This window comes from Kitasatospora sp. NPDC059571 (genome assembly GCF_042735675.1).
Lineage (GTDB): Bacteria > Actinomycetota > Actinomycetes > Streptomycetales > Streptomycetaceae > Kitasatospora.
The window spans coordinates 1-6,058 of record NZ_JBHWBW010000480.1 but is presented as its reverse complement, the minus strand read 5'-3'; the positions used below and the strand labels follow the sequence as shown (position 1 = coordinate 6,058).

Annotated in this window: 3 protein-coding genes and 1 pseudogene; 1 reads left to right on the top strand and 3 read right to left on the bottom strand. The window is 72.2% G+C overall.

Going from position 1 to position 6,058, the window contains the following annotated elements; genetic code table 11:
* The 3 genes and pseudogenes from ACFV0G_RS33410 to ACFV0G_RS33400 form a co-directional block, all read right to left on the bottom strand.
* Window positions 1-510 (bottom strand): annotated as a pseudogene (locus ACFV0G_RS33410) (hypothetical protein); the annotation flags it as partial.
* A 46-nt stretch (window positions 511-556) separates the two neighbouring features.
* A complete protein-coding gene (locus tag ACFV0G_RS33405) occupies window positions 557-901 on the bottom strand; it encodes a WXG100 family type VII secretion target (protein WP_380556110.1) in 345 nt (114 codons plus the stop codon).
* Window positions 902-1,002: 101 nt separating this feature from the next.
* Entirely contained in the window at window positions 1,003-1,803 is an 801-nt protein-coding gene (locus ACFV0G_RS33400; protein ID WP_380556108.1) for a class I SAM-dependent methyltransferase, read from the bottom strand.
* A gap of 193 nt (window positions 1,804-1,996) precedes the next feature.
* On the opposite strand from ACFV0G_RS33400, the gene hrpA reads away from it, so the two are divergent.
* Entirely contained in the window at window positions 1,997-5,962 is a 3,966-nt protein-coding gene (gene hrpA / locus ACFV0G_RS33395) for an ATP-dependent RNA helicase HrpA (RefSeq protein WP_380556106.1), read from the top strand.
* The last annotated feature ends 96 nt before the right edge of the window (window positions 5,963-6,058 follow it).

Here is a 6,058-nt window from a genome sequence, read left to right as displayed (position 1 = left end):
GTAGACCGCCCCGCGCCCACCGCGGCGCCCCCCGCCGGGGCCCCCCTGGCCTCCGCCGTCACCACCGCGGCGCCCCCCCCCCGCCCGTTCTATCCCGGTGGGCCCCCCCCCGCCCCCCTGCGGCGGCGCCGGGGTCTGCTCACCCCCGCCGGTGATCTTGTGGAGGCCGTCCTGGATCTTCTTCTCGATGGCCTGGTACTCGGCCATCACCTGCTTGATCTTCTGCGCGTCCTCGGCGATGTCCTGGGTGAGCTGCTTCTTGGTCTCGGCCAGCGCGTCGGCCTTCTCCTTGATGGTCTTGACCTTGTACGCGACGTCGAAGGCGACCGCGAGGAAGTTGCCGACGCCGGGCAGCATCCCGGCCTCCAGGTCCATCGTGGCGGCCTTGGCGACGGCCGACTTGATGGCCTCGACCTGCTGGGTCATCGCGGTCATCCGCTGGTTGATCTTCTGGAAGTCGCTCTGGATCTTGGCCAGCTCCTGCAGCTGGACTCCGAACTGGTCGCCCACGGGGCGGTTCTCCCTCGTACGGTGTGGATGCGGGACGGTCGGGCGGTCAGAACGCGTCGGCGAGCGACTTGATCGCCTTGCCGAGGTCGCCCAGCTCGTCGGCGACGGTGTTCAGCTCCTTGACCCTGCCCTGGGCGTGCGCGACGAACGCGTCGGCCGCCGGGCCGTGCCAGGTGAGGTGGCTCAGCGCCGTCCCGATCTCCTTGCCGAACGCCTCGACCTCCTTGCTCATCTGCTCGAGCTCGGCGGCGTACTTGTTCAGCTCGGCGTCAGGGTCGCCGAACATCTTGGTGAGCACCCAGTGCGTGATCTTGGTCGGGGCCCAGAAGACGTCCTCGGCGACGTGCACCGCGGCGCTGCCCAGATCCTTGACGTCGTCCCACAGTCCCACAGCCGTTCCCCCATGACCTCTTCGAACTCCAGGCTGATAGTCGGTCAAAAGGCTAGCCCACCGGCCATCCGCGGGGGAGAGCCGCTGCAGACGGCGGACCGTCAGCGGCGGCCCACCGCGAGCACCGCCACCGCCGGCAGCGCCAGCAGGCCGTCCGCGTCCGTCCGCTCGGCCGCCAGCCGGTCGTAGTGGCCCTTGACCAGGGCGACGCCGGCCGGCGGCTGCGCCGCGATCACCTGGCCGAACGACGCCATCCCCTCGGCCGCCCCGGCCCAGAACTCCTCGGCCCCCACCCGGTGCGTCCACCGCAGCTCCCGGCCGGCCGCGTCCGCCCAGCCGGCCTCGGCCAGCAGCCCGGCGAACCCCTCCGGGGTGCGCTCGAAGTCCACGGGCAGGGTCGGGGAGGCCGGCCGCTCCACCCCCGCCGCGGCCAGCGCCTCGCCGAACAGGCTCATCGCGCGGTTGGCCGCCGACGCCCAGATTGTCACCGCGAGGCGCCCGCCCGGCCGGGTCACCCGGCGCAGCTCGGTCAGCGACGCGACCGGGTCCTCGACGTGGTTGAGCACGAAGTTGGCCACCACCGCGTCGAACGAGGCGTCCGCGAAGGGGAGCCGCGGCAGCACCGCGTGGTGCACCGGCGCCCCCGGCAGGTTCGCGGCGGCCAGCTCCACCATGCTCGGTTCGGCGTCGACCGCGGTGACCCGGGCGCCGAGGCGCTGCGCGGCGGCGGCCGCCGTACCCGGGCCCGTCCCCGCGTCCAGCAGCTCGACGCCCTCGGCCGCGCCGGAGGCGGCGACCAGCTCCGGCACCGCCCCCGCGCACAGCGTGGCGAAACTCCGGGCGTACGCCCCGGCCCGGCCCGCCCACATCGCCCGCTCGTGCGCGTCGAACTCCCCCGCCATGACACTGCCCCTTCCCGTTCCACGGGGCGCCCGGCCCGTCCGGGCACCCCGGTGCGGGGACGAACGGGTACGGCCGGCGGTTCCCCGCGGCGCGGTCGGGTGCCTGTTCGCCCTTCGCCACCCTGGGCTGTGACACTGGAGGGGCTCGAAAACCGAGGTGCGCCCGCACGTGCCTCCTTGCGAACCTAGAGGGATGCCCGCAGTGAGTTCTCCCGTAGCCCAGCCCGCCGGTGCACCCGCCTTCGCGGAGCTGGCCGCCAGGCTGCCCGAGCTGATGCTCCGCGACCAGCAGCGGATCGGCCGGCGGCTGGACGGCACGCGGCGGGTGCGCAGCCCGGAGGCCCGGCAGAAGATCGCCGAAGAGCTGTCGGCGGACATCGCCAGGGCCGAGCTGCGGGTCGAGCAGCGCCGCGCCGCCGTGCCGGAGATCCGGTACCCCGAGGAGCTGCCGGTCAGCCAGAAGAAGGACGAGATCCTGGCGGCGATCCGCGACCACCAGGTGGTGATCGTCGCGGGCGAGACCGGCTCCGGCAAGACCACCCAGATCCCGAAGATCTGCCTGGAGCTCGGCCGCGGGGTGAAGGGCCTGGTCGGCCACACCCAGCCGCGCCGGATCGCGGCCCGGACGGTGGCCGAGCGGGTCGCCGAGGAGCTGGCCACCCCGCTCGGCGAGGCGGTCGGCTGGAAGGTCCGCTTCACCGACCAGGTCGGCCAGGACACCCTGGTCAAGCTGATGACCGACGGCATCCTGCTCGCGGAGATCCAGACCGACCGCGAGCTGCGCCAGTACGACACGCTGATCATCGACGAGGCGCACGAGCGCAGCCTCAACATCGACTTCCTGCTCGGCTACCTCAAGCAGCTGCTGCCGCGCCGCCCCGACCTCAAGGTCGTGATCACCTCCGCGACGATCGATCCGGAGCGGTTCGCCGCGCACTTCGGCGACGCGCCGATCGTCGAGGTCTCCGGCCGCACCTACCCGGTCGAGGTCCGCTACCGCCCGATCATCGAGGACGGGGCCGAGGACGACGAGGTCGACCGGGACCGCGACCAGGTGCAGGCGGTCTGCGACGCGGTGGAGGAGCTGCAGGCGGAGGGCCCGGGCGACATCCTGGTGTTCCTCTCCGGCGAGCGCGAGATCCGCGACACCGCGGACGCCCTCAACCGGATGAAGCTGAAGTTCACCGAGGTGCTGCCGCTGTACGCGCGGCTGTCCTCGGCCGAGCAGCACCGGGTCTTCCAGCGCTCGAACAGCCGCCGGGTGGTGCTCGCCACCAACGTGGCCGAGACCTCGCTGACCGTCCCCGGCATCAAGTACGTGATCGACCCGGGCACCGCCCGGATCTCGCGATACAGCCACCGCACCAAGGTGCAGCGGCTGCCGATCGAGGCGGTCAGCCAGGCCAGCGCCAACCAGCGCAAGGGCCGCTGCGGCCGTACCTCGGACGGCATCTGCATCCGGCTGTACTCGGAGGAGGACTTCCTCTCCCGCCCGGAGTTCACCGACGCGGAGATCCTGCGCACCAACCTGGCCTCGGTCATCCTGCAGATGACGGCGGCCGGCCTGGGCGACATCGCCGCCTTCCCGTTCCTGGACCCGCCGGACTCGCGGAACATCAAGGACGGCGTCAACCTGCTGCACGAGCTCGGCGCGCTCGACCCGGCGGAGAAGGACCACCGCAAGCGGCTCACCCCGCTGGGCCGCAAGCTCGCCCAGCTGCCGGTCGACCCGCGGATGGCCCGGATGGTGCTGGAGGCGGACCGGCTCGGCTGCGTCCGGGACGTCATGGTGATCGCCGCCGCGCTGTCCATCCAGGACCCGCGCGAGCGCCCGGCGGAGAAGCGCCAGGCCGCCGACGACCGGCACCGCCGGTTCACCTCGGAGACCTCGGACTTCCTCTCCTACCTCTCGATGTGGCGCTACGTCAGGGAGCAGCAGAAGGAGCTGTCCTCCTCGGCGTTCCGCCGGATGTGCAAGTCGGAGTTCCTGAACTACCTGCGGATACGCGAGTGGCAGGACGTCTACGTCCAGCTGCGGACGGTCGCCAAGCAGCTCGGGGTGACGATCGACGAGCCGCACCCGGATGCCGAGCCCGATGCCGACCGGATCCACCAGGCGCTGCTCTCCGGGCTGCTCTCGCACCTCGGCCTGTACGACGTGGAGAAGCGCGAGTACGGCGGGGCCCGCGGGGCCCGGTTCGCGGTCTTCCCCGGCTCCGGCCTGTTCAAGAAGCCGCCGCGCTGGGTGATGTCCGCCGAGCTGGTGGAGACGTCCCGGTTGTGGGCGCGGATCAACGCGAAGATCGAGCCCGAGTGGGTGGAGCCGCTGGCCGGCCACCTGATCAAGCGGTCGTACAGCGAGCCGCACTGGGAGAAGAAGGCCGGCGCGGTCCTGGCGTTCGAGAAGGTGACCCTGTACGGGATGCCGGTCGTCGCGCAGCGCAAGGTCAACTACGGACGGATCGACCCGGAGCTGTGCCGGGAGCTGTTCATCCGCAACGCCCTGGTCGAGGGCGACTGGGAGACCCACCACCGGTTCTTCGCGGAGAACCGCAAGCTGCTCGGCGAGGTCGAGGAGCTGGAGAACCGGGCCCGCCGCCGGGACATCATGGTCGACGACCAGACCCTGTTCGACTTCTACGACGCCCGGCTGCCGGAGCAGATCGTCTCCACCCGGCACTTCGACTCCTGGTGGAAGAAGGCCCGGCACGAGCAGCCGGACCTGCTGAACTTCGAGAAGTCGATGCTGATCAACGAGGCCGCGGGCGGCATCACCGAGGCCGACTACCCGGACCACTGGCAGCAGGGCAAGCTCCGCTTCAGGCTCACGTACCAGTTCGAGCCGGGCAGCGACGCGGACGGCGTCACCGTGCACATCCCGCTGCCGGTGCTCAACCAGGTCACCGACGAGGGCTTCGACTGGCAGATCCCGGGTCTGCGGGCCGAGCTGGTCACCGCCTGGATCAAGTCGCTGCCGAAGGCGATCCGCCGCAACTTCGTGCCCGCGCCGGACTTCGCGGCCGCCGCGCTGCGCGAGGTGAAGGACCGCCAGGAGCCGCTGCTGCCGACCCTGGAGCGGATCCTGCACCGGATGGGCGGCGTGGTCGTCCCGCCGGAGGCTTGGGACGACGAGCGGGTGCCCGACCACCTCAAGGTCACCTTCCGGGTGGTCGACGGGAAGAAGAAGCTCGCCGAGTCCAAGGACCTGGAGGAGCTCCGCCGCGGCCTGCGGCCCAAGCTCTCCGCGACGCTCTCCAGCGCCGCCGAGGGGCGCGGGATCGAGCAGGCCGGGCTGACCGCCTGGCCGGCCGGGCTGCCGGTGCTCCAGCGCACCTTCGAGCAGCGCTCCCGCGGCCACTCGATGCGCGCCTACCCGGCGCTGGTGGACGAGGGCGGCTCGGTGGCCGTCCGGCTCTTCGACACCCCGGAGGCGCAGCAGCAGGCGATGTGGGCGGGCACCCGCCGGCTGCTGATGCTCGGGGTGAACTCCCCGGCGAAGTCGATCCAGGGCCGGCTCGGCAACCAGGCGAAGCTCGCGCTCTCGTACAACCCGCACGGGTCGATCCCGGCACTGTTCGAGGACGTGGTGGCGGCGGCGGTCGACCGGCTGATGGAGCTGAACGGCGGCCCGGCCTGGGACGAGGCGGCGTTCACCGCGCTCTTCGACAAGGTGCGGGCCGACCTGTACGACCTGTCGGCGGACACCACGCTGAAGACGGCGACCGCCCTGATCGCCTTCCACCGGGCGTCCACCCGGCTGAAGGCGGTCTCCAGCCCGGTGCTGCTGAACGCGGTGAACGACGTCCGGCTGCACCTGGCCTCGCTGGTGCACCCGGGGTTCGTCGCCGGGACGGGCTGGCAGCGGCTGCCCGACCTGAAGCGCTATCTGCTGGCGGTCGCCCGCCGGCTGGAGGCGCTGCCCGAGCACCCGCAGCGGGACGCCCAGCACCTGCTGAAGGTGCAGGGCGTCCAGCAGGCGTACGGCGAGCTGCTGGCCCGGGTGCCGGCCGGCCGGCAGCCGTCCGCGGAGATCCGGGCGATCCGCTGGATGATCGAGGAGCTGCGGGTGAGCTTCTTCGCCCAGGGGCTGGGCACGCCCTCGCCGGTGTCGGAGAAGCGCATCCTCAAGGCGATGGACGCTGCGGCGGCCGCCCTCTGACCCGTGCGGGGCCGGGAGCGGCGGCGCCCCGCCCCGGGGCCCCCGAGGCCGGGGGGCCGGGGGGCCCGGGCTGCGGTACGATCGTGGCTTTTAGCG